The 24,595-nt window shown below is 40.9% G+C and carries 21 protein-coding genes; 10 read left to right on the top strand and 11 right to left on the bottom strand.

Annotated features, from left to right (window positions below):
* The first annotated feature begins 56 nt into the window (after positions 1–56).
* On the top strand, positions 57–587 hold the full coding sequence (locus QF042_RS21860; protein ID WP_307532220.1) for an antibiotic biosynthesis monooxygenase: 531 nt from the start codon (positions 57–59) through the stop codon (positions 585–587).
* Between the two features lie 10 nt (positions 588–597).
* Here QF042_RS21860 and QF042_RS21865 read toward each other — a convergent pair whose 3' ends face one another.
* The gene (locus QF042_RS21865) at positions 598–933 is read right to left on the bottom strand and encodes a nuclear transport factor 2 family protein (RefSeq protein ID WP_307532221.1); all 336 of its coding nucleotides are present in this window, start codon (positions 931–933) and stop codon (positions 598–600) included.
* A 307-nt stretch (positions 934–1,240) separates the two neighbouring features.
* Here QF042_RS21865 and QF042_RS21870 point away from each other — a divergent pair, with 307 nt between their 5' ends.
* Together QF042_RS21870 and QF042_RS21875 are read left to right on the top strand one after the other, a co-directional pair.
* Complete coding sequence (locus tag QF042_RS21870) at positions 1,241–1,435, top strand: hypothetical protein (protein WP_307532223.1); 195 nt, start codon at positions 1,241–1,243, stop codon at positions 1,433–1,435.
* A 70-nt stretch (positions 1,436–1,505) separates the two neighbouring features.
* On the top strand, positions 1,506–2,426 hold the full coding sequence (locus tag QF042_RS21875) for a hypothetical protein (RefSeq protein WP_307532225.1): 921 nt from the start codon (positions 1,506–1,508) through the stop codon (positions 2,424–2,426).
* A 440-nt stretch (positions 2,427–2,866) separates the two neighbouring features.
* On the opposite strand, the gene QF042_RS21880 is transcribed toward QF042_RS21875, so the two are convergent.
* Genes QF042_RS21880 through kaiC form a run of 4 tightly spaced genes read right to left on the bottom strand, consistent with a single transcriptional unit; the run spans position 2,867 to position 7,002 of the window.
* Entirely contained in the window at positions 2,867–4,636 is a 1,770-nt protein-coding gene (locus QF042_RS21880; RefSeq protein WP_307532226.1) for an ATP-binding protein, read from the bottom strand.
* 10 nt (positions 4,637–4,646) lie between these two features.
* Positions 4,647–4,961, bottom strand: a complete 315-nt coding sequence (locus QF042_RS21885) for a circadian clock KaiB family protein (protein ID WP_307532228.1) — start codon at positions 4,959–4,961, stop codon at positions 4,647–4,649.
* Between the two features lie 2 nt (positions 4,962–4,963).
* Positions 4,964–5,251 (bottom strand): circadian clock protein KaiB, encoded by a 288-nt coding sequence (gene kaiB, locus QF042_RS21890; RefSeq protein ID WP_307532230.1) that lies wholly within the window; start codon positions 5,249–5,251, stop codon positions 4,964–4,966.
* Positions 5,251–7,002, bottom strand: a complete 1,752-nt coding sequence (gene kaiC / locus QF042_RS21895; protein ID WP_307532232.1) for a circadian clock protein KaiC — start codon at positions 7,000–7,002, stop codon at positions 5,251–5,253. The genes kaiB and kaiC overlap by 1 nt, the downstream gene beginning before the upstream one ends.
* Before the next feature lie 446 nt (positions 7,003–7,448).
* Here kaiC and QF042_RS21900 point away from each other — a divergent pair, with 446 nt between their 5' ends.
* Both QF042_RS21900 and QF042_RS21905 read left to right on the top strand, forming a co-directional pair.
* Positions 7,449–8,048: a GIN domain-containing protein gene (locus QF042_RS21900; protein ID WP_307532233.1), complete on the top strand. Its 600-nt coding sequence runs from the start codon at positions 7,449–7,451 to the stop codon at positions 8,046–8,048.
* Between the two features lie 330 nt (positions 8,049–8,378).
* On the top strand, positions 8,379–10,652 hold the full coding sequence (locus QF042_RS21905) for a GH92 family glycosyl hydrolase (RefSeq protein ID WP_307532235.1): 2,274 nt from the start codon (positions 8,379–8,381) through the stop codon (positions 10,650–10,652).
* 106 nt (positions 10,653–10,758) lie between these two features.
* On the opposite strand, the gene QF042_RS21910 is transcribed toward QF042_RS21905, so the two are convergent.
* Together QF042_RS21910 and QF042_RS21915 are read right to left on the bottom strand one after the other, a co-directional pair.
* Entirely contained in the window at positions 10,759–10,911 is a 153-nt protein-coding gene (locus tag QF042_RS21910) for a hypothetical protein (RefSeq protein ID WP_307532236.1), read from the bottom strand.
* 18 nt (positions 10,912–10,929) lie between these two features.
* Entirely contained in the window at positions 10,930–11,052 is a 123-nt protein-coding gene (locus QF042_RS21915) for a hypothetical protein (RefSeq protein ID WP_307532238.1), read from the bottom strand.
* Positions 11,053–11,338: 286 nt separating this feature from the next.
* Here QF042_RS21915 and QF042_RS21920 point away from each other — a divergent pair, with 286 nt between their 5' ends.
* Positions 11,339–11,848, top strand: a complete 510-nt coding sequence (locus QF042_RS21920) for a PRC-barrel domain-containing protein (RefSeq protein ID WP_307532241.1) — start codon at positions 11,339–11,341, stop codon at positions 11,846–11,848.
* 210 nt (positions 11,849–12,058) lie between these two features.
* Here QF042_RS21920 and QF042_RS21925 read toward each other — a convergent pair whose 3' ends face one another.
* On the bottom strand, positions 12,059–12,727 hold the full coding sequence (locus tag QF042_RS21925) for a hypothetical protein (protein WP_307532244.1): 669 nt from the start codon (positions 12,725–12,727) through the stop codon (positions 12,059–12,061).
* 179 nt (positions 12,728–12,906) lie between these two features.
* Here QF042_RS21925 and QF042_RS21930 point away from each other — a divergent pair, with 179 nt between their 5' ends.
* Positions 12,907–13,119 (top strand): hypothetical protein, encoded by a 213-nt coding sequence (locus QF042_RS21930; RefSeq protein WP_307532245.1) that lies wholly within the window; start codon positions 12,907–12,909, stop codon positions 13,117–13,119.
* Positions 13,120–13,988: 869 nt separating this feature from the next.
* Here QF042_RS21930 and QF042_RS21935 read toward each other — a convergent pair.
* Genes QF042_RS21935 through QF042_RS21945 form a run of 3 tightly spaced genes read right to left on the bottom strand, consistent with a single transcriptional unit; the run spans position 13,989 to position 21,127 of the window.
* A complete protein-coding gene (locus QF042_RS21935) occupies positions 13,989–14,546 on the bottom strand; it encodes a toxin-antitoxin system YwqK family antitoxin (protein ID WP_307532247.1) in 558 nt (185 codons plus the stop codon).
* Complete coding sequence (locus tag QF042_RS21940; RefSeq protein ID WP_307532249.1) at positions 14,533–17,826, bottom strand: DUF6443 domain-containing protein; 3,294 nt, start codon at positions 17,824–17,826, stop codon at positions 14,533–14,535. The genes QF042_RS21935 and QF042_RS21940 overlap by 14 nt, the downstream gene beginning before the upstream one ends.
* 7 nt (positions 17,827–17,833) lie before the next feature.
* Complete coding sequence (locus QF042_RS21945; RefSeq protein WP_307532252.1) at positions 17,834–21,127, bottom strand: RHS repeat domain-containing protein; 3,294 nt, start codon at positions 21,125–21,127, stop codon at positions 17,834–17,836.
* A 630-nt stretch (positions 21,128–21,757) separates the two neighbouring features.
* Between QF042_RS21945 and QF042_RS21950 the strand changes: the two genes are divergently transcribed.
* From QF042_RS21950 to QF042_RS21960, 3 genes are all read left to right on the top strand, one after another.
* Positions 21,758–22,753: a hypothetical protein gene (locus tag QF042_RS21950; protein WP_307532254.1), complete on the top strand. Its 996-nt coding sequence runs from the start codon at positions 21,758–21,760 to the stop codon at positions 22,751–22,753.
* A 1,044-nt stretch (positions 22,754–23,797) separates the two neighbouring features.
* Positions 23,798–24,340 (top strand): RNA polymerase sigma factor, encoded by a 543-nt coding sequence (locus tag QF042_RS21955; protein WP_307532256.1) that lies wholly within the window; start codon positions 23,798–23,800, stop codon positions 24,338–24,340.
* The gene (locus tag QF042_RS21960; RefSeq protein WP_307532257.1) at positions 24,333–24,593 is read left to right on the top strand and encodes a hypothetical protein; all 261 of its coding nucleotides are present in this window, start codon (positions 24,333–24,335) and stop codon (positions 24,591–24,593) included. Before QF042_RS21955 ends, QF042_RS21960 begins: the two co-directional genes overlap by 8 nt.
* Positions 24,594–24,595 lie beyond the last annotated feature (2 nt).

The raw sequence follows: 24,595 nt of genomic DNA on the forward strand, positions 1-24,595 counted from the left end.
CAAATGAGGTTTGCAGAATAAAAGCAATTCCTTAAATTAGTAACCGATCTGAAACCATGGCTATACACGTTGCAATTACGCGCAAAATCCTTCCTGGCAAAGAAGAGGAATTCCAGGAATCCCTGCGGAATTTTCTGGGGCAATCGTTTATACAGGACGGCGTTCATGGAGCTGCAATCATTCGCTCCTTTCCAGGAGCCGACCATAACGAAATTGGCATCTTAAGAACTTTTAAAGACGAAAACGAACGTGATGCATTTTATAATTCTGAACAGTTCACCAAATGGGAAGCCTATGCTTCCACGCTTGCCGAACCCGCTGTATATAGAAAACTAGAGGGACTGGAAGCATGGTTTCGTTCCCCGACCCCACCACCAAGATGGAAGATGGCCATTGCTACGCTATGCGGCGTATTTCCAACAAGTCTTTTCCTCTATTACGCTACCGGGTGGCTTCTGAAAAACCTGCCCGTTCCGTTGAGGTTATTAACAACAGCGACACTGATGGTTGGAATACTGACATGGGTAGTAATGCCAATGATAACCAAAATGATGAAAAGCTGGCTAACCCGTAATCATCGACAATGATTTTCAAACCCTAAGCCGACGGTTCTTCCACAACAAAGGCCTTCAAGTCGTGTAGCTTACCATCGCGCAATCGCCATACGTCACAATAGGCGTAATCAACGGAGTTGCCTTCCTTGTTTTTTAAATTGATTTTGCCAACAGCAACCACAAAATCCCCCTCGGTAATCAGGTTTTCCACCCTAAACTTTGGCGGTTCTGCGTATACCTCATCCATGTATTTTCGCACAGCATCTTTTCCATTCAAAACCTGCTCGCCAATAAAGTTCCAGACCGTATCTTCCGTACAGTACGATAAAAAACCTTCATAATCGCCTTTGGCAATAGCCGCTTTGGCACTTTCTAGCACCTGCTTATTACTTCACTCTTTGTTTAAATAAACCTTTTTAGCTCCAATCCCATTTCCAGTCTGAAGACCTTATCAGAAATAAATAACAAAGGAAACTGCAACAAGTTTCAAAGACGCTATTGTAGAACTGTTTTTTCAGCAAGCTGTAAGTAAGGCATAACTGCAGAATAGACCGTCGAGCTAGTCTCCGCCACACGCATATATAATGTGAAAAAAATTCTTTTCTTATGAAAAAATTTCAGAAAAAAATGTCAAAAGTTCATTTTCAGACTGGCAGTGGCATCAGATTTGAATGAACTCCATTACTATGAAGAACAACGAATTACCAGGTAAAATAATCGACTGCGCCTTTGAGCTGGCCATCATCTCCTTTCCAGGTATGATACCCGCAGACAAATCTGCAAAAGATGCCTATAAACAACTTGCAGGGAATATGATTTCAAAACCTGTAAAATCCATAAAGCGTGTACTGCCGGGACAAATGAGAAGGCTCGGCCAGTGACCAAGTTTTTTCAGGAAATAATACAACAAGGACATCAGTTTTAGCCCAAGACAACTAAAAAAACTTTTCTTTGAAACAGGAACAGCAGCTGATACCTGTTCTGTTTGTCAGCCATGTTGGCGCAAGAGGGATAGACCCGGCCATTACCGGATCAATCCTAAAAATGTTAAATTTGATTTTCTCCGTTTCATTGTATAAATTGAGGCGGAATGTTATCCCAAACCCACTGATCATTATGAAAAGATATCTTTTTATTGTCCTTCTAGCTATTTCTTTTTCTGTACAGGCACAGTCTAATACCGCCAATTACAAATACATACTTGTGCCAGAGAAATTCAATTTTCTCAAACAGGTTAATCAATATGGCTTAAACACCCTCACCAAGTCTTTTTTTGAGGAGAAGGGTTTTACAGTGTACTTTGATAATGCTGAAATACCGGAAGAAATTGCAAACGATAGATGCAAGGCGCTGGTAGTAGAACTGCAGGAAAACAACAGCATGTTTGTTACTAATCTTACCCTTTTACTTAAAGATTGTAAGGGCGCTGTCGTGATCAAGAGCAAGGCAGGCAAAAGCAGGGAGAAAGAATACGAAACTTCTTATAATTTGGCATTGAAAGACGCTTTTACCTCCTTGAATGATTTAAAGTACGTAGCAGGCAACCCATCGGTGGTGACCAACTCACCGACACCAACCACTGCAAACATAGCAGCTAAAGCAGCGCCTGTACCTGCTAATGAACCAATAACTACTACGAAACCAGAACAACAAGAGGCGATATTATATGCACAACCGATAAGCAATGGCTACCAGCTGATAGATGCAACACCTAAAATTGTAATGACCCTACTAAAAACCTCAGTAGAGGATTGTTATATTTCGAACAACGGGAATGCAAACGGTGTTGTTTTAAAAAAGAATGGAAGCTGGTTTTTCGAGTACTACAAAAACAATGTTCTGGTTTCAGAAAAACTGTCGATTAAATTTTAGTTTGCTATAATCCCCTAGAAACCCAACTGCTTATATTCCTAACATAAAAGTGCCTGGCCATATTGCGCACAACTTTCTTTCTAAACTGAGTTCGATTAATATTTGCAGTAATTATCTGCTTTTTATCACTTCTAGGCTAGACGTCGCGTCATGCTGAATTTATTTTATTAGTAGATTTTATTGTTTCAAAGGCCTAATAGCTACTTCGTGGTCAGCATCATATTTGCAGGAAAGACCCTGAAATAAACTGCGCAGCACTCTTGAATACAATTGAAAATATAAACAGACAATGAAAAATTCAGGGTGACGACCTGTTCATGCAAATTGTCCATACAGAACAAATAAAAGAATATTATTAATCGAACTCAGGTTTCTAAGACAGCTCGGCAATATGCCGGGAGATTTGCGATCAAAAGATGACCTAATCCATTGATTTCGCGCTAAAGGCTCATTGAAGGATTAACTAGAGGCAGGCTAAAATAAAAAACAGATCCCTTTCCGAGCTGGCTTTCTGCCCAGATCTTTCCCCCATGTCTTTGAATAATCTCTGCAGATAGATAAAGACCTATTCCAAAACCGGCAACAGTAGACATTCGATTGTTCTCTACCCGGTAAAACCGCTCGAAAAGTTTTGGAATGTCGCTTTCATCTATTCCCATTCCATGGTCCTCTATCCGGAATACGGCTGTCTCGCCTTCAAGATAACTCTCAACAGTTATTTCACTATCTACAGGTGAATATTTCACCGCATTGCTGATTAAATTATTAACCACATGCCCAACCTTGTCTCTATCTACACTCACAAAAAAACCGGGCTGGAATGCAAATTTTATATTGTGGCTGTTTACCGTTGCAATATACTCCTCAACCACTTCTTCAAGCAGCACAGACATTTCTATGGTCTGGAAATCCATCAGCATTTTCCCTGACTCCAGGCGAGACAGGTTTAGAAAACCATTGATCATGCTTGTCATTTTATTAACCTGACGTTCAGCCCGCTGAAGGGCCTTATCTGCAAAGGCGTCCTGATTACCCCTGGCTTTCAGTTGCATCACCTGGATATAACCTTTCATGGAAGTAAGCGGGGTTTTAAGCTCGTGGCTAACCATTGCAATAAAATCATTCTTCCGCTGTTCGTCACGTTTTTGATCTGTTACATCCATCAGAACCGCATAAATGCTGTCAAAATCGCCATCACTACCTTTTTTAGCCTTGCCAACTATTCTCACCCAACGGCGCTCACCTGAAATAAAATGCCTTATCGGGTAGGTATAATCTAATGGTTTTCTAAGATGGATACAATCCTGAAAAACCTGCTCGAGATCTGAAAGATATTCGGCACCAACGCAATCCAGTACCATTGCCCAGCTTACCTCTTCGCCTAAAGGCAGACCGCAGAGTTCCCTGAATCTTTCTGATACTTCTACACGTCCTGTTTTAACATCCAGATTACAGCTCCCCAACTCAGCTGCATCGAAGGCAGATTGTAGGTTATCTTCACTTTCCTTTAACGCATGAACTGCATTGTTGAGCTGATTATTGATTTCTGTCTGGAGATCATTGACAGCCGCGAGCTCTTCATTGATCGCTTCCAGTTCCCGCGTCCTTAGCCTCACGATATTTTCAAGATTCTCATTGAGTTCATCCGCTGTTTTTCTTGCTGCTTCAAGCTCCTTGTTCCTGGTCTCTAAAAGCAACTGGTTTTTCTTCAGCTCGCTCAGATCAGTAATAATAACACTTAGCGCGGTACCCTCATCAAGATTAAGCACCTTTAAAGAAAGCTGAACGGACAAGGATGCACCTGAGCTGCTTATGATATTAATTTCTGTCCTGGTGTCCTTCTCCCAGGCGACATCAATTATCTCTCTGACAGTGGCCTGGTCTTCTTTTGAAAAAAATGTCAAAAAGTTTAGGCCGATAATTTTCTCCAAAGGCAACTCTAAAAGCTTGGCCAACTGCGAATTGCAGTACAATACCCGGGCAGATGCATCAAGGGTTAGTGCACTTTGCGACATCTGTTCGATAAAGATCCGGTAGGTATGGTCAGCACTCTTCAGCGTAAAAAGCTGGTGACCATTCTCACCATTTACAACCAGGGCATCAACTTCGCCCGAGCGGATGGCATGAATAATATCGTTAGCTTCCTCTAGCTGGAGACGAAGTTCCTCATAGGCACGCTCGAGACTGATATGTTCACTTGTCTTTTGCATAACTTATAATTTAATAGCTGATACCTAACCCTTTTAATACTTTCTCGCGATCAGAGAAGTCTCCGATCAGCTTTTTGGTAGGGAGAGGCGATTTTTTAATCAGCATCGGAATAGCCGTAACATCTTCCTGCTGAACCAATAAGGGCTGCTGATGCGCATCAATGATATCCAGCTCGTACCTGCCGGCAATAAATTCCTCGCAGATTGCGCGGATATTTACAATTGCCCTTGCGGAAACCGGTGATGCACCAGCAATGAAAAGCCTAAGCGAAAAAAATTCAACGCTTTGGGTATGATCTTGATGATCTGGATTTCCTATTGACATATTTAATGATTAACCTTTGCACGTATATTCAGTCCCACCAGAACCTTTTCCTCATTTGAAAGGTCACCAATGATTTTGCGAACGGGTTCTGGAACTTTTTTCACCAGCGTTGGAATCGCAAATATCTGATCCCCTTCAGCCAGCTGCGGTTTTTCCAAAAGGTCGATCACCTCAATGCTATATTTCCCCTTCAGATGTTCTTCGCAGAGCTTCTTCAGGTTTTCCAGCGCAGCTACCGATTTACTTGTTTTACCAGCTACGTACAGCCGGAGTTCATATGCTTTCCCCACTATTTATTTCTTTTTTTATTTATATTTTTTTCTTCACTACCAGTATTCCCTCTTCTGAGGTCGGCAATCTTACTGATCGTTTCGCCCATAATCTGTTTTTTTAATGCTTCCTCTACATAAACTTTATTGAGTTCTTCTTCTACAGACTCATATTCTGACTTTAAACTTTCAATCTTTGATTCTAAAATTTTCCGTTTACGTTCAAGTTCCCGGTCTTTACGGCTAACTGCCTGGGCATGGATAATTTCACCGGTCTGCTCCAAAAGCACCCGTGCCTCTCTTGCTGAACCGGTAAGCACACCATCCTCTGTAAGATATACATCTATCAGGTTTAGCCCCTGATCGGTAATAACAAACTCCCTTATCTGGTTGGAATGTTTCATACCCCTGGATTTCATGATATATAGTCCTCTGTTCCTTTCGCCATTACTCTCAATATCCCGAATCAACAGCCATGCATCAACAAGCGAAGATACCCCCTCGTCGGTCTGTTCGTTCACTATATTATTGAGGCTAAGTGCAGTAAACATTACCGTAATCTGCTCAGCCTGTAGAAAGTCGATAAGGCGAACAAGCATGGTTTTCACATCACTTACAGATCCTATCGTGATCAGGTTGGTGATCGGGTCAAGCACAACCACCGAGGGCTTAAATTTTTTGATCGCCTTGTGTATCGCCACCAGGTGCATTTCAAGGCCATATAAAGTAGGTCGTGAAGCATAAAACTCCAGGCTGCCTTCTGTTACGTGTTTTTGAAGATCAATACCGATAGAATGCATGTTCCTGATGATCTGTTTCGGGGATTCTTCAAAAGCAAAGTAAAGACATTTTTCACCACGCAGACAGGCGGAATTGGTGAATGTGGCCGCTATACTGGTCTTCCCCGTTCCGGCCGTACCTGAAACCAATATACTGCTTCCTTTAAAAAAGCCGGAATTTCCCAGCATTTTGTCAAGCGCAGGAATACCTGAAGACAGGCTTTTCGAAGAAACCTCATGATTCAGTTCCAGAGAGGTAACCGGAAGCACAGAAATGCCCTCATCATCGATCAGAAAGGGATACTCATTAGTTCCGTGGACCGATCCACGGTATTTTACAATCCGAAGCCGCCTGGTAGAAATCTGGTTAGTAATCCGATGGTCAAGTAAAATCACACAGTCGGACACATATTCTTCCAGCCCCTGGCGGGTGAGCCCACTTCCACCACGTTCTCCCGTAATGATTGCCGTAACACCCTTCGATTTTAGAAACTGGAAAAGTCTCCTGATCTCCGCCCGTAGCACGGCAACATTACTCAGCCCTGAAAACAGGTTCTCGATCGTATCAAGCACAACTCTTTTTGCACCTATACTGTCAATTGCATAGCCCAAACGAATGAAAAGTCCCTCCAGATCATACTCTCCTGTCTCTTCTATTTCCGAACGGTCGATGTGCACATAATCCAGCTTAATCTTCTTATCCTTTTCTAAACGCTCCAGATCAAATCCGAGTGAGGCTACATTCGCTCTAAGTTCTTCAGCTTTTTCTTCAAAAGCCATAAATACCCCAGGCTCATCATAATACAGGGCCCCTTTTACAATGAACTCTATGGAAAAAAGTGTTTTACCACAACCCGCCTCGCCACAAACAAGTGTAGGCCTTCCCGAGGGCAGCCCACCCAGTGTAACCTCATCCAGTCCGGAAATACCAGTAAGTGTTTTAGGAATTGTACCAGATGAGCGCGCTTCCAATTGCTTTTTTGATTTAGCCATTCATTTAAATTTTAAAACTTAAATCTATTAATTAATTATAATCTCAGATTAGTTCTTTCAAACAAACAGGGAATATTAAAAAATGTTTGCAGCCCGCACACATATATACCCGCTTTAAAAGGCATTGAACTCATAAACATACAGATTACCGTTAGATAGCAACAGGCATCAGGATCCACCAAGTATCGCTGATATTTTCAGGTCTGCCCTCAAATTACTGGAACGAATATGACTGACAATGTTAATCCCAAAGTATCTGTATTAAACTTCAAATAAGAATGATCCCTGAAAATGAACTTCTTTTCGCCCGATTTTTAAACCCGTTCGTCGAGAGTTACGCTGTGTTGGTATAATGGCGGGTTTTCTACTGCAACGTTTCGCCTGTAGTGGCGTCTTATCTACAAAACAATCACAAAATATTAATTAAAAATATAAACAACAGCATTATGAAAACCTCAATCAAAACCCTAACAAAATCAGTATTAGCAGCCATCGTTTTAAGTTCTGCTATTTTCTCAACAAGTGTAATGGCAGGCGAGAAACAGCCAATCAAAATGTCGGCACCTAAAAACATCAGCCAGGTTATTGTAAGCGGAAATGTAGAAATTACTTTAATACAAGGCGAAAAAGAAGGTGTAAGTTACAATGATGATAACACCGGCAAAGTAAAAGTTATCCAGGATGGACATGCATTAAAAATTAGTTCGGCCGATCGAAATACAGCTAAGATTACCGTTTATGTAAACAATATTTATAGAGTACAGGCTTCTGAAAATGCAGTAGTAAAAACTGCAGGCAAATTGGATTCGAAATACCTTCAGCTATTTTTAAAAGGAAATGCGGTTGCTGAAATCGATTCAGATACAGAAAGTTTATATACCGTAATTGAAGATCATGCAGATTTAAAATTAAGTGGTGCTACAGGTGAGCATATCCTGGTAATGGGAAGCACACCAAAATTGAACCTGGACAGATTTGCAGCAATGAAAACACAAATGAGCTCACCAGTAACCGGGACAACACAAACTGCTTCATTAGCAAAATAATAAATAAAATTTAACATTCGAAGAGCGATGAAATCTATTCATCGCTCTTTTTTTGTTCATATAGCGTTTAGTTGTAAGCTGTAACATAATTTTCTGGCAAAAGCATTGTGATTTTACTAAAGTAAGATGCAAACAGGCCAAACAGGAAAGGTTTTTTCTGCTGTGGATTTTTTGATAAACTGATCCTTTCCATTAGATTTGATAAATCGTTTTACCATTTAAGCCAGTTAAAAAGATTTACATCATTAATGATACAGTTGGCATCCATCAGCGGCTAAATATCGTTTTTAAAAAGTGTTAAGTTTGCCACATCTAATCAAAATCCCCGACATGAAAAAATATACATATCCTTTACTGAGCACAATATTTTTGCTAACAGCTTGTATCAATTTTACGCACGCGCAAACCAAAAAACAACCGGTAGACTATGTTAACCCTTACATTGGCAACATTAGCCACTTACTGGTACCCACTTACCCTACTGTTCATTTACCTAACAGCTTATTACGGGTTTATCCGGAGCGTGATAATTTTACCAGTAATATTATAAATGGTCTACCTGTTGTGGTTACCAGCCACAGGGGAAGTTCGGCCTTTAATTTGAGTCCTTTTCAGGGCGATCTCAAAAATGCAGGTAATGTAATTTCTTATGGCTACGACAATGAGGTGATTAAGCCTTATTATTACGAAGTTGACCTCGATGATTACGGGATAAATGTACAATTTGCTCCCTCGCACCAATCGGGGATATATGCGCTTAATTTTTCGCAGACAAATGTTCCTGCTTATCTGGTTTTAAACACCAGAAACGGGGCGCTAAAGGTGAGTCAAAATGTAGTAAGTGGTTTTCAGAAACTAGACAATAATACGAAGGTTTATCTCTACTTCGAAACTGATTTAACGCCCGCTGAATCGGGCACGTATCATGGAAATAAAATCGAATCGGGGGAACAATCTGCTTCCGGACGTGATGCTTATCTTATTTTAAAATTTCCTGCTCAAACCAGGCAGATTAAGGCACGTTATGGCATATCATTTATCAGTGTAGAACAGGCAAAACACAATCTCCGCCGCGAAATCAAGGATTATAACCTGAACCAGGTGGCGCAGACGGGAAAAAATATCTGGAATGCCACGCTTGGAAAGATCATGGTAACGGGCACTGATGAAACAGCCAAAACCATATTTTACACTTCTCTTTATCGCACCTATGAAAGAATGATCAGCTTATCGGAAGACGGAAAGTATTTTAGCGCCTTCGACGGAAAAGTGCACAATGACAATGGCATGCCATTTTTTACTGACGACTGGATTTGGGATACCTACCGGGCAACACATCCGCTCCGTGTGATCATTGAGCCGAAAATGGAAGGCAATATGATTAATTCTTACCTGCGAATGGCGCAACAGATGAACGACCATTGGATGCCAACTTTTCCGGAGGTAACTGGTGATAGCCGGAGAATGAACAGCAACCATGGCGTAGCTACTATAATTGATGCTTATAACAAGGGTTTGAGAAGTTTTAACCTAGAGGAAGCTTATCAGTATTGTAAAGCAGCTATTACCGAAAAGACCCTGGCGCCATGGTCGTCAAAAAAAGCAAGTGTTTTAGATCAGTTTTTTAAAGATAAGGGCTATTTCCCTGCTTTACCTGAAGGCGAAAAAGAAACCGCAGCAGAAGTTCATGGTTTTGAAAAACGCCAACCTATAGCGGTAACCCTGGGTACGGTTTATGATGAATGGTGCCTGGGTAATATTGCCCAACAGTTGGGTAAAACCGATGAGGCAAAATACTTTTTAGATAAAAGTACCAGCTACCATACGGTGTTCAATCCGGAGACAAGATTTTTTCATCCGAAGGATGCAGAAGGCAGGTTTATTAAACCGCTGGATTACCGCTTTTCGGGCGGACTTGGTGCAAGAGAAACTTACGACGAAAATAATGGCTGGCTTTACCGATGGGATGTGCTGCACAACCTGGGCGATTTGGTAGATATGATTGGCGGCAAACAGGCCTTTGTTGATGAACTGGAGAAAATGTATAATACCCCGCTTGGTAAAAGCAGGTTTGATTTTTATTCGCAATTGCCCGACCATACGGGTAATGTTGGGCAGTTCTCGATGGGTAATGAACCCGCCATGCATATTCCTTATTTGTACAATTATGCGGGACAGCCCTGGCGCACGCAAAAAAGGGTACGGAGTTTATTAAGCCAATGGTTCCGTAACGATTTAATGGGTATTCCTGGCGATGAAGATGGCGGTGGCCTTACTTCGTTTGTCGTATTCTCGCAGATGGGTTTTTACCCGATAACCCCGGGCTTGCCCATGTATGTAATTGGCAGCCCCACTTTTGCCAACGTAAAACTGGATCTGGGAGATGGCAAAAAGTTTGAACTGAACTGTATAAACTATTCCCCTGAAAATAAATATATTCAATCGGCCAAACTGAACGGGCAGGTATGGAACAAATCGTGGTTTACTCACGAGGATTTAATGCGAGGAGGTAAATTAGAGTTGGTAATGGGCAAACATCCAAATAAACGCTGGGCAGCGGATGAAGCCTCACTCCCACCTTCATTTAAAATGCCTGCGAAATAAAAAGGACTGGAGATTGTAGGGAGATTAATATCGTGTTCAGGTATTATCTCCCGGCATACCTAATATCATTTGCCATTTGATTAGCTAAATGATAGGTGAGTTATGCCTATGATGTTAAAAAACGCTGTACCAACTCTTCCCATTCCTGATCCAATGATAACTGTGGTCGTTTTTCGCCAGCTTTAGCATACCAATAATCGGCATTCCATATGTCGCCTTCTTTGCGGTGCAGGTAGGCGTGGATGCGGGCAGAGGCCACATCGCCTAAATGGTCGACCTAATTATGGGCCGTATGCCAATCTCCTTTTCCATCGTACCAGAGTGCCCGCAGCTGAACCGACATGTTGCTATCGGGCTTATCTTTTTCTAATAACATTTTAAATTCAGCTATATTCTTCATTAACTTTTGATTCTATTTTAACTATTATACAAAATAAAGGTAAAAACAGCATGATAGGCACCTGATAAAAAAATTTATTTCTATTAATATTTTGTTGTTTTCCACATCTTGCAATAGGAACACAAAACACTAAATCACAAATATTTACCGCTAATTTCGTGCTTTACAATATTCGTTTAAGCCGCCCAATCTTTGCAAACTGGGGCATTAGCATAAAAACCATCTCCAAAAAAACTTGTTGTAAAAATGGGCATCGTTATTAATAGCCCCTTTAAAAAAAGCAATTATGGATTCAGGAACTATAGTATACAGCAATTTAGAAGAGCTCTCAAAAAGTAGTTATCAATTAACAGACGGCGAAGCTGACATTAAAGGTTGGCCAGTAAGAAATGAAGCCGGCGATTCGGTTGGAAAGGTACGCGACCTCCTATTTGATCCCGAGCAAAATGCAATACGGTACGTTATTGTGGAGCTTGCTGATATGGGCGAAGATTTGGAGGAAAAGGCTGTGCTGATCCCCATCGGGCTCGCAAATTTAGGTGAGGGTAAAAAAGAAGTTATTTTACCCGATATCCACCATGACCAGTTCAGGGCAATGCCGAGATATATTATTGGTGAGGTTACGCCTGAGTCGGAGAACCAGATCCGCAACGTGATTGGAAGTCCGGCGGCATTGCGGATGGAAGATGAAATTGTAGAGATTGATCGTGCAAACTTTTATCGACACCATCATTTCGATAAGAATAGTTTCCCGGAGCATAATTCCCGCAGTCAGGATGCTGACCCATTAATTTAATTGACACGTTAAATTGTAAATGATGCACATGCATCGCTAGAAGTGAGTTGATTAAAAGTATCGTCATCTCGACCGTAGTGGAGAGATCTTTAAATTTGATTTCAATAACATCGTTCAAAGATCTTTCCACTCCGCGGTGCTTCGGTCAAGATGACGATCATTCTTCCGGGAAGGTTCCATTTATGGCACTTGCTTTTCATCGGATTCGAATTAATTAAATATTTGCCCCTCGCGATAATCGTGGTCTATACTTTCCAGCTTACCTGCCTTGAAATGAAGAGTTACTGTTGAAGATCCGCTGATGCTTGCACTTACAAAGTCTGAAAAGCCAAACTGCCAGTCATCGTGATTATTCATATCCGGATCGTACGGTTTGTTTAATGGTTTATCGGAAAGTACAAATCCGTAAGCTGCATAGGCTGTTAACTGATGGATTTTAATCAGCTTTGCTGTTAAACCTGAAACAGGATCATCAACTTTTATTGCGGTATCATCAGGTGCATTTTCGGGCCATTTAGTTACTGGTGTGGTGAGGCCACCGCCTGTGGCAATCTGTTGCACTTTATCTCCGCTAAAAAGCAGTACTACACGATCTGGGGTTCCGGTATTGTTATAAATAGTGAGCGCATAATAATAAGGAAGGAGTTGGCCCAGGCTTTCTGGCGAACTGTAGGGCTTATGGCCAAAAATTGCCACATATTGAAAGTCGAGGGTTGATCCCGCCTTTTGCAGCTGGGCGTACACTTCAGCATGTGAACTGCCTATCTTTATTCCCCATTTTTCTCCCTTGGTTATGGTTTCAGCATAATTTCCCTGTTTTTCCTTTTTACATCCTGCGATACAAAATAATAAGAGCAAAATTGGTAAAATTTTTTTCATTAATAGTTAGTGTTAATTTAAGGTATAAACGTGTATACAGCGTTACTTGCTACAAGCTGAGGTAAATAAATTTAAATGAGCCTAAAAAGCTATCAAATTAGAGATAATTGAGTTAACACATATATTAGATTTCCGAATTCCTTTTGGTTTATTTAACTTTAACTATCTAAAGGCCAAGCATGAAACGTATTTTATTTCTGTTATTTATAATAGTCAATATATCGGGTTGCAAGAAAGACACCGATAATACTACGAACGAAACCCTGAGTGGCAAATGGTCGACAGGTGGCTATGACCTTGAGCTTTACAACTCTTCGGGCATCAAAGTTAGCCATATCATAGCAGATGCTGTAAAATCGCAGTGGACATTTGATGATAAACAGCTTGTCTAGTCCTGAAATAGCGATACAAAAATGAATCGTTATGACAAGTATAATTAAATCGGGATACCAAAAGCGTACCCAAAAAGACTATTCTTTATCCTTTAAACATCAGATTGTTTCCGAGATTGAACGGGGTGAATTATCCACCACTGTGTCCTTTGTAAGAATGTATGGCTGTAATGATTCCTTTTGAGTATTCATAGCCCATTTCAACTTTTTCTATTCTATCTTTTTTTGTTGATCCGCATTATTTGCAACCCAATATAAAAAAGAGCCAATAATACCTATAATCACTATAAATAGAAGAACAACCTTTAACTTATCCATAATTTAAACTTATTGTTCGTTTTTTATTTTATCGTTTGTGGCATTTTGTAAGGCCTTATTAACAATTTGACCAAGCACCCTCCGGAAACTTTTTTTACCATTCCAGTTGCCACCACTAACTTTCGACTAAGGAGTGAAGAAGAAGACAACTTGATTACAAAGCGTTTCAGCGAAGGGATCAAGATTACTCAACTCGCCAAACTACATTCTCGGACCTACGGGGCAATCAAAGCCAGATTGCTTAAACTCGAACTTATACAGAAATAACAGAGCCAAGCAACTTTTAAGCTGCTTGGCTCTGTATATTAATATGAGCGACACGCTCGCACCAGCGTGGGCGGACACTTGCGCTAGAAGGGGAAATATTTGAAGACCAATGTAATGCCCCATACAATTAGGACCACGGCTAGGATAAATATTTTTATTCTACTGCGAGTATCTCTTAACCAATAGTTTTCAGATTCCTTCGAACTAATTTTGATTAAATAAATACCAAATAAAATAAGAAAAAGTACTGTAGATAATTTTATAACAAAGTCTAAACTCATATCTCAATGATGTGTTTCCCCTATGATTTTACCATCACTACTATAGGTAATCCAGTCACCGATTTCTTTCCCAAGTTTAAAGTATGATACTGTTTCAAGCTTTCCATTTTCATAATAAGTTTTCCACTCGCCATCTTCTTTTCCTCCTATATAACGCCCTGTTTGACTAATGTTTCCATTCTCATGCCAAACGGTGAAATCACCATCCTGAAGGCCTTCAGAAGTAAAATATTTCATATAATTTAATTTACCATTCCTGAAAAAGAATTTTAACGTATCTACGAATTGATCATCCTTATATCTAGCCAATGCTTGAATTTTTCCATCCTTAAACCATTGCGTAGAGAAACCGTTAAGTCGATTTTTATGATACACGTACTCACCTTGTTTCTCACCCGTTTCATACCAACGAGTCCAAGAACCTTCTTTTTCTCCGCCCACAACCTTTCCGCTCTCAAATTTCTTACCGCTCGGATAATACTTCACTATGTTGCTCTTGCAGGCAGCAAACACTAAAAACATAAAACAAATATTATAGATAGATAGTCTAGTATGTGCCATTTTGCATTCCTTTTAATCCTGATGTGGTTTTACCTTTTAAATCTTTCAAATAATCACTTATAGCCTTTGGCAATCCCTGTATAAATTTAGATGCTGAATTCACATCTTGGTCAATCGACTTGCCTCTTAAATCGCTATATGTTTGTGGTGCATCTACGATATCTTTGGCTATTGCAAATGCAGATTCTCCTGGAACTGCCTTTCCTGCTAAGAAATCTCTTACGACACTAATTCTATCACTCCACACTCTTTTTTCTCCAAGTTGCTCTAATCTGTCTAGCCCAGATGTTTCGTAACCATTTTTCTCCGCCCGTTTCTCCATTGTATTCCGAGAAACCTCATCACTCTTAAGTGCTTTACCCAGTTCTCCTAAATCCTTAAACCAATTTTTCTCCTTTGTAACACCTCCGTAATTGTCAATATTCTTTTGGGAATCTCCGACTTTATCATTTGTTCTGGTTATAACCTTATCATCTTGATTTATGAAGGTATCAAACTTATCTTTAGTCTCTTTAACCAAAGTAAGTTCTTTTGTTTCAGTATTAAATCTCCAAATGTCTGTAGGCGCCATCCCATCAGGGTCAATAAATCTAATTGGGTTATCAAATGCGTAATTATATGGTGAGTGCCTCCGCATTTTATCTGAAAGTGGGTCTATCGTATTGAAACGTCCAATAACCGGATCATAGAACCTTGCTCCATAATCGTATTGCCCCAGCTCCTCCTGCAACTCCTTGCCATTGTAAAGATATTTATTTGTTCCACCAGTTGCAACTTTTCTTAATCCAAATGCATAATAGTCATCACGCTGCAGCACCTCCAATTGGCCAGTATTGGGGTTTTTATATAAAGTAGCCCGCACATTGCCCAGATGGTCGCTCAGGTTATATTCATAACTATAACTTCCTGAACTGTTCCTTGCAATCCCTTCTTCCGTCTGAATAAAATCGATATTACCATTAGTATACTGGATGCCATCTACATAATCGGTTGTGGTTCCTCCATTCTGTTTTTTCAGTTTTTCACCCGCTGCGCTGTAGGTATAATTCAGATTCTGGCTTCCGCTTATTGATTGTGGCAGGTTTAGGAAATTGTAACTTAAGCTGATATTCTTTTGACTGTCACTTTTCAAGTTGCCGTTGGCATCATAATCGTAACTGCTATTGGTAAAACCGCTGATCGTTTTAAGCCTGTTGCCTTCGTAAACCGTATAATTATTCGCACCAAAATTATCACGAGTTAAAGTGCTGATATTGCCCATTACATCATAAGCAATGGCTTCGCCAAGGTTGTTGCCTGCAACTGCGTTGGTAAGCCTATTCAGCTTATCGTAGGTATAACTGAAAGCATTTGATGCACCATTGGTATAATTTTGGCCAGAAATATTTCCATTGAACTGTGGTAAAGTGCCATCGTTGTATTTCAGTTCCATACTGAACTGATCGGATATACCGTTCTTCATCCAGCCGCGTTCGTTATAGGTAAAAGTGGTCGCCTGGGTATCGTTGTGCAGGTTCTTTTTGTTCAACTGCCCGATCTCGTTATATTCTAGGTGGTTCAGTGCCACCTCTCCCTGGCTGTTGATGTTTTCAAAGGCCGCTATTTTACGGCCCATATGGTCGTATTCATAACGGTTGGCTATGGTTGTTATCGTTCCGTTTGCAGTATGTGTGCGGGTACTGGCGGTAAGCTCACCGCTAAAGTTATAGCTATTGTCCACTACGTCGCTACCGTTCATATGGTGGTCACTCTTGCTCTGCACCACACGCCCTTCCAGGTCATAGTAATTTACCATAAGCAGCATATTACCTGTACCCAGATTCTTCACCTTTGCACCCGTCATCAGGCTTTTGGTCCGTTCCTTTGGCGCCTGGGTGCCTGTAGGCTGGCCAAAGCTGTTACCGGGAAAATCGTAGTCATCGTAATAGTTGATCGTATGAAAAACAATATTTGGGTTCTCTTCACCAGCTGAAGGATGCGTATTCCTCGTATAGCCTTCGGAGTTAGCAGTTGTACGCTCTTCCCACTGTGCCGCTACGCCATCATTATAGTTCTGCATGCCGACACGGCCGATACCCTGACCGTTCTCCATGCCTGTAAGCACTACCCTGCCAAGAGCATCGTATTTGATCCAGCTCCACTGGCTAGCCAAACGCTGGTTGGCATCTTGCGTGTGCGTAACCTGATCGAGTTTATTGTATACCATAAACTCCCAGCCCTTACCAGGTATCTTTTTTTCCACCAGTCTTTTGCGGCCATCATAGTGGTAGCCGTAGATAAACTGATCGAACACCGGCTGCGTTTCATCAAAACCGTTTAATGTTGCCTGTCCGTTCTCGTTCACTGCTGGAGGTAGCACATAACGCAGGTTGCCCAGATCATCATAAACATAATAGGTATACAGCCCTTTCGTATCCGTTTCCCAAATTCGTTTCAGCACCACGCGACCTTCAAAGTCCTTGAACTCATCTGTAGTACCGGCTTTCAGGTCGCCTGGCATCCAGTTCTCGTCCTTAATGGTAGTTTTGAATAGCTTCCCCTGTGGGTAAAAACTTGCCCCCGCACCGTTACCGGCAACGTTGACTGTCCACAGCTTCACCTCGTTTTCAACATTTGTGCCATATTCACTTTTCAGGGTATGCCCGCCGCTGATCTGCCAGGCTTCGCCCGGTGCCCCCTGCTGCTGTACCCGGTTTAAAGGCGAAGCTTCGAACACGGTTTCTGCAAATGGAAAGGCTGTTGCCTTTATCCCGCCTGTAGGGGAATTGTAAAAACTTGCCTGATCGGTAAGTGCGCCTGGGCGATAATTCCCTGCCGTTCCGGTCAGTGCTGCGTATGGCTGGTACTTTATCGCTTCGCGGCCAAATGCATCGTAGGAAACAGGTTGTACAATATCCCTGAAACCCGGACTTCCCTGAACCTGCACCGTCTGCAGAGGTCTTCCTAATCCGTCAAAATACTGGATCGTTTCATTTACCTCGCAAATGCTGCGACCTGAAAGATTGTTCGGATCCATGCCCGACTGTTTGAATATCCTCGTACTGATATAGTTCTGGCCACTGCTCACCGCCGATACAAAGGGCTGGCAATTCACATAGCTCAACCCTGTGGTAAAAATGCGCACATTGCCAGTGGCATGGAAACCGTCGATCAGTGTTACGCTCAATGGTGCACTGATTTCACTTTCGCCGTTATAAACCGATACCACCTTTTGGGCCGAAGAGCGGCTGCAGAGCAATAGTAATGCCGCAGCACAAAAATATTTTAGATGTTGTTTCATGGAGGCGTTAGTTTTTGTAGTGGTAGTCTGTTTGTTTTAAAATATTACCATTCTGATCTTTAACGGTTTTTAATCGTTGAAATTCATCATATTCGTAGTACGTGGTCATACCCTTGGTATCGGTAATACTTACAGGGCCTCCGAGTGTGTTATATTTAAATTTGTTCAAATAGCCATTACCCAAAGGGGACAGAAAATTATCAATCTGGGAAGAAGATGGTATTTTGATATTTCTGAACGCCTCTATATCACCAAGCTGGGCCGATACAGAGTTATAATCCGGCGAATCTTCCAATACAGCAACAAGCTTATCCCCTCCATACCCCCATATATATGTCGTTTTAGCTCCATTTTCCTTTTGAACAGAAACTGGTGCCCCGTGAACATCGTAAGCCAAATAACGCAATCTGATTTCCTCATCATTGCTATATGTCTTAGTAATTACCTTTTCAGGGGCAAATAAAGTTCCAGACCAGTTTTTATAAGCAGTCTTGGTCATAAAAACCTGAACATTGTCTCTGAAATGAACCTGTTTAATTACCGGATTAATCATGTTTAAGTTTAGCATTCCAGTATGTAGTGTGACTTCCTCATTCGCATCAACCATTTCTTTTGGACGGATAAAAACAGTTTTCAGTTCTCTTCCTTCACTGTCATTTACACGTTCATCAATGGCATAAAAATTATTAGGATCATAATTATATTTAGTAGTGCGTGTTGCGGCAGGTTGCCCGGTAACATAATCTGTAACTGTAGACTGACTAAGCTCTGCCCTCCCTGCTACAGGAGTGAAGCTTTTTGCCTGAAAATAACCAGGGTATGCAGATGGATCAATCTTTGGAGGTTCATAAGCGCTGGTAGTGAAAGAGGCTGGTGAAAAGCTGATCGATCTAAAGTTTTCTACTCTTGTCTGGTCGGTCGAGTAGCCATCGGAAAAATTAAAATATTGATTTTCTGTTTTCTTCAATATAGTATTGCTCGCATCATATATTTCTTCAGTGCGCAATAATCCGTAGTTCCAAGGTGAAAACTGGGCAGGAGTAGTTGGAAATTCTTCAGAAATAAAGGGATGGCTATCTGCAAAAGAAGAAAATGTTCTCACTATCTTCCCACTATATGTTCCATTTTGACCTATTTTTTCGATTACGCGTTTATAGGTTACCGGACTTCCACTTATCAAAGGTATTTCATTGGCTGAAGATGAAGAACGGATCACATAATCTGCATGTGGATGAAACTGATAATAAGGCCCACCGTCATCACCTGCACTCTTTATAGCCCTAAAGTCATACTTTACAAACCTCGAATACACTGGATGATAACCTAATGTACCTGAAGATGTGCTTCCGTCGGATAAAACATATTCATACTCCCTCGAACTGGCAACGGCGCCCATAGCAGTATAGTCTGTTACTTTTTTTGCTCTGAGCCCACCTACATAGATCTGGTTTGTCCCTAAGGTTATGGGAGTGGTTGTTCCTTCAGGATTCTGCTGTCTTCTACTTAACGATGCATATCCGTAGTAGGTCCCGCTTTCAGAATATCCGATTAGAAAAGACCGGACATAAAAACTGTCTCCATTCTGTAAATTTGCTATCGTAAAATTCCTTGTAATATCTGCTGAACTAGAGGAGTTAAGGTTCATCGTTTGTGAAGTATACATTAATGAACTTGAAGCTTTGTATATCTCTATCTTTAAATAACAGCTAAGACAGCCCATCACCATCGGTGAAGCAGAAAGTGTGAACTGAACATTAGTATTACTGGCACCTGTATAAGTAAATGAAGGGTTATTTGTACCAGTTCCAGAACTATTAAAAGATATTCCATCCTGAAATTCTGTATATGGATTTGGTATCTGAGCCACTATAGCTCTATTGAGCCAAGTATCTACGGCTTTATTTGCCTCCATCTGAAATTCGGTATAGCCCCCGGTGGGATATGTGATACGGGTGAGACTTCCAGCCAAAATAAGATTTGGATCGGTGTCTCTATTACCACCTAAAAATTCTCTATATGGTGAATATGGACCATTATTGGCTCCTACAAGCAGGTATTCCTTTTGTACCATACTTTCAGAGCCATTATTATTGGGGTAGCCCCAGTGATCTTTCTGGCAACTAAACCTCGAAGGAAGTGGAACTGTTGAATAGGTGAATACATACGGATTCAGCGTCTGCGATTCAGCGCTTCCAAACTGCTGCACCGAGCGCAAGGTCAGTCGGCCACCCAATGAATAATCTGTGTTAAGCAAAAATCCATAACTCTGGGTACCATTATCGATGATGATTTTCTCCAGCGCCTTATCGGTACTGCCCTGGGGGTAATCTGAGCGGTTGGCTTGCTTGTACTGAAAAGAAACCGAACGATTGTCATTGAAAATTATCTTCCTGATGCGTTTCCCGAAAACACTCTGAGCTGAATTTCCACCTAAGTTTACAGACTGGTTGACACCATCAAGAGTGAGCGGTATAGCCTGCCCCTGGTTTCTTCCTGTCTGTATCGCTCCCAGTTGATAGTCATCATACTGGAAGATAATCTGATCGTTTCCTGCCGGATTGATAATTTTGCTTAAGTACCATGCCGAACTATGTGGAGGCGGCAGACCCACTGTAGATGATGCAGTTACTTCATAGTCCGAAAACTCAAACTTATAGCCCATTTCATCGGTAATGATAAAACTGGTAATTCTTGCACTATAGGAACTTGGATCAGTGATTACTTTTTCGATCTTAAGTTTTGAACGGTCGAGCAATAGAATATCGTTGTTTCTTCCCAGCACAAACCTACCGCTGCGACCATTGAAATTGAAATTGAAGATGTCGTTCTGTGAATCTGCTTTACCAGCGTACATCCTATTAAATATCCTTTCGTTCGCTGGATAGTCCGTAGGACCATTGCCAGTATATTCATCAGGCATGGTTTTGTACAAGAAACCATCAATCGGGTATTCATCGTAAATACCGCGCATGGTTCTCGATATTACCCCACCGGCATTCAGTGCCCAGCCAAGCCCTACATTCGATGGCTGTTCGTCGACCTGCACCCCACCAGCGTGGTAGTCTAAGGAAACTTTGACCGACTGGCCGAAGTTTTTGCCATTCCATTCGAAAATGGGAACACCGACTGAAGGGATACCGGTTGAGAGACCTACCGGTATACTGCCGAATTTCCCGATCGATGATGCATTTGGAGAGGGTGGTATAACATTGTCAAAGCTGGGATTAAGAGTTATGGGTGTCTGAGCAGATACAGTGCCCACAAATAAATAGCCTATTAAGGCGGCGTTAAAAATTTTCATCAGGTAAATTTGTCAATGGTGTTAAGCTATTTTATTTAAAAGAAATTATACGGACGATGCTGATTTATATAGGCGCGCGTCTTGAAGTGGCGAAATTATTCTACGGTTTCACTATCTGCCATATTGAAAGACTTAATCTAGAAAAACAGCTGATCAGGGAGCAATTATAATATGAGTTGCCGATTTCGGCACATTTAAAACAGACTGCTTTTGATTATAATATAAATGAAAACCGATCGGCTCATTATGATCTGTGATAAAAACAACTGCTTTGCAGCAGGCGGGAGAAGCGTTAATATTAGAGGGTCCATCCTTGTTGATTTGAGCCGGCAATATCCATAAAAAAAAGGAACCGACCAAAAACAAACACAAATAATACAAATTTCACCTTACTATAACGTATACGGATGATTACAACAAAAAACCTGCTCACCGTGCAAAATTAAATATCAAAAGTATTAAAAATTATAGCTTTAATACTACAAAAATAAATGCACTCTGCTTATCACCGGTCAGACTTTAAAACAAAGTTTGATACCATAATATAAGTCGTTATTCGAGCAATATATATTTGACTTTCCGGTTATTTGTACCGACTTTCGTTCAGTATCACAATCATAAAACCTCATCATGAAAAAAATCTACGCAACCCTCGTAGCTATATCATCTATAGTCCAATTTTCGCATGCACAAAACAACAGTAATCCATGGCCTTCTACCGGCAACGTCGGTATCGGCACCACTTCTCCGTCAACAGCTCTTCAGATTGTTCGCGGAGGAACAGACCCGGGTAATGATTATGCCTCATTAAATATTAAAACTACGGGTACTGGTAATATCTATGGTCCTATTGTTTATTTGGATGCTACTTCAGGAACAAACGGACGACAATGGGGATTGGCTAGTTCAGCAGCACTTGATGCTGGTGCTACAGGCGCATCGGGAAACTTCGCTGTTTATGATGCCAGCGCAGGTTTGTCCCGACTGGTAATCAACAGCCTCGGCAACATAGGGATGGGATCTATCGTCCCCAAATCCCGATTACACATTGCTCAAGACATCTCTATGAATGCAGATGTAGATGCACAACAACTCAGCATAACCGGCGCTACAGACGATGCGAAAAGATTGGTGATCGGCTATGATGTTAACGGTGCGGGCTTTGGTTTCATAAAAGCAGGATGGTATCAGCATCAATGGACTAATTTATCCCTACAACCGAGCGGTGGTAACGTGGGTATCGGAACTACCCAACCCGATGCTAAATTAACGGTCAATGGCACAATCCATTCTAAAGAAGTAAAAGTGGACGCTAGCATACCAGTACCAGATTATGTATTCGAGCCGACTTATAAACTTCCTCAATTGAGTGAATTAAAAACTTATGTTGAAGCCAACCATCATCTACCTGAAATCCCGTCGGCTGCAGAAATGAATAAAAACGGAATGAATCTTAGTGAAATGAACCTTAAGCTGCTAAAAAAAGTCGAGGAATTGACGCTATACATGATAGAAAAAGATAAACAAGTAAGTGATCAAAGCAGGCAGTTAACTGAGCAAAAAAAAATAAACAAGTCATTACAGGATCAGATAAATAAACTTGGGAAGCAACAAACAAAGAACTAACCACTGTGAAGTTCGGTTCCAATACGAAGGAATACTACTCCTTTCAAAACTCATTAATGATGAACATTCCAAGCTTAACACATGGAAAGAGGCCAAACGGAAAACCGCTAAATATCATTCAAACGTATAGATTTTTTTTTTTGCAACAGGGATAGTAGCCGATACTGGCCAGAGGATAAGGCCTGGAGTTGTCAAGACAAAAAAACTGACTTGATGCAAAACAGCGAAATCCTTTGATCTTAATTTACTTACTCTCCTGTCAGGGACAGACGCGGCATCCTTTTGGAACAAAAGATACAGCAAATGGGTCCTCAGGGGATAGCCAAAAGAAAACCAAACACCTTCTTAAACAACAACCAAAATAAGGCTCCATTTACTTGCGCAAACAAAAAAACAAACCTACCCCCTAGAACCTAATCCCCCCTCAAACCCAGTCCCTTCCTCACCGCCGCATAAACTTCTCAAACTCCCTCCTCCGCCGCCGCCTTTTATCCCTATTCCAAAAAAAAGCGACCACAAAAAACGCCCAACAATTCTTAGCCATCAAAACAACAAAACCAAAACCGGACACTTTTGCCGAAGTACACCAAATCATACAGCAAAAGCTAACAAAAACAGTCAGTATAAATTTCTCCTACCAGTTCATAACAGCGAATTAAACCAGACTACCATAGAAAACTGATCCCGTCTAAATTCAGAAAAAGAAATTAGGTAACAGAAACCAAAAACCTAGCACAAACGTGGTGAAACAGGCAGCTACCTCAAAATATACTTTCTGTATGTTTAGATAAATAATTTAAGGGATGTACTGCATCTGACGATTTTGCTTTTTATCTTCACACCTACAAATTCTTTAAAACTTGTTGTTTGTAAATAGCACATTGATTTATGAATTTTCAAGTTGTTCGTCAAAAATACTATCGAGGGGCGCTGAAATTTATATAATACATTTTTATTCCAAAATTAATTAAAAATGTAAAAATCAAAAAAAAGCAATTCCATGGGTGATATTTGGAACTTATTGTGCACATAGTAATAAACAAGATGATGGCAGAAGATCAAAACAGATTATTAACGGTTGAAATGCGTGAAGCATTTTTTACCGGGCTTTACAAAAAGGCTTTTTCTCCTGTTGCACATTATGTAGCAAGGAGGGGTGGCAGCCTTGATGAAGCCAAAGATATTTTTCAGGATACATTGGTTATATATTATGAGAAAGTTACATCAGCAGAGACTACAAACATTGTAAACGAAAAAGCTTATTTACTGGGCATTGCGAAAAAACTGTGGTTACAGCATTATAAAGCAGACTGTAAGCACCAGCCATTAAATAATTTTGACCTGGAAGCGATAGCGGAGGAACAACTCTCTACGGATAAAATACTTCATTACCTCGAAACTGCAGGTAAGCGCTGCATGGAGTTACTTAAGGCTTTTTACTACGACCATTTGCCGGTGGGTAAACTCGCTACGAGATTTGGCTATTCGGGTACACATTCGGCAACTGTAGCAAAATATAAATGCCTTGAAAAAGTGAGAGAAACGGTTAAATATAATTCATTAAAATATGCGGACTTCATTGAATAACATTAAAGCTATTGAAGATTACTGTTTTGGCCGTTTGGCAACTGATGATGCCCTTATTTTTGAGGCCAATGTGCTATTGAATAAAAATCTGGCTGAGGATGTGGCTCAAGAACGCATTGCCTATGCCATTATTAAACAATATAGCCAAAAAAAAATCAAGGCAGAAATACTGGCTGCACAAGAGAAACTTGCTGCCTTACCCGAGCACCAGGGATTTATAAAGCGTATTGCAAACTTATTTAAAAGACATTAACC

Source organism: Pedobacter sp. W3I1, assembly GCF_030816015.1.
In the GTDB taxonomy this organism is placed as follows: Bacteria; Bacteroidota; Bacteroidia; order Sphingobacteriales; family Sphingobacteriaceae; genus Pedobacter.